1 protein-coding gene is annotated in these 774 nt (G+C 57.8%); it reads right to left on the bottom strand.

What is annotated here, in order from left to right:
• Nucleotides 1–213: 213 nt before the first annotated feature.
• The coding region (locus AACW30_RS23975; protein WP_204358188.1) for a hypothetical protein at nucleotides 214–774 on the bottom strand (561 nt) is incomplete at its 5' end.

The following is a 774-nucleotide window of genomic DNA, read 5'->3' as shown; positions in this document are numbered from 1 at the left end:
TGGCCAGGAACAGAGCGCCAGAGGGTGATTTGATCAGCGAAGGGTCAAGGGTTCGCTGCGCCCGGGACTCCGTTCGCCGCGACGGTGAAGCGAGTCACGACGAGCCGGGGTCGCGGCCCCTGACCTGGGAAGTTTCAACGGTGGAGGGACTGGCCTCGATCGGAGTGCGGGAACCTGTTCCCGTATGGAGATCGAGGGGACAAGCGCAGCGCGTCAGACCTCGGCGGCCCTTGTTCGTAAAGCCATCACCTGCGTGGCTGACAAATGGCGCAGCTCAGCATTGGAAAAGACCAGATCAGCCCTCAACCACCTAGTTTCTTCGTCCCACTGGGCCAAATTGTCTATGAGAAACCGATAACGGCCTTGGTAAGCCTCCGCAAGATCACCAGCAAGGGCCCTGTAAGCCTCTCCAGGCGTTTTTAACGCCAAATACACTGCATCTAGCACAGGGTCTGGTTTCGTTGCTCTGTCGACTCCCTGCGCCTTTTTGATGGCATATGCGTTGTATTCCTCTGCGCCAGTTTCGGGATCATCTGTTGGATTACCTGGGCAAAGCCTGTCCTCCCATGGGAGGACATAAGAGGCGCGGCCCAGGATGAACTGCAGGACGTAATCCGAAGGTATGGCGAGACGCTGCATGAGGAATTGTCCTAGACGAAAATCGAATGGTAGCGCAGAGGGCTTTGGGCAGCTGAAAGCTGCTTCCAGAGCGGCCAAAAGCCGCTCTGATAAACCGGCGTCGAAGACGACGGGAAACAGCCTGACAGACGCCAC

This window comes from Pseudomonas sp. MF6747 (genome assembly GCF_963890955.1).
Classification (GTDB): Bacteria; Pseudomonadota; Gammaproteobacteria; order Pseudomonadales; family Pseudomonadaceae; genus Aquipseudomonas.
The sequence above is the reverse complement of the archived record's forward strand: the minus strand, read 5'-3'. Positions and strand labels throughout refer to the sequence as shown.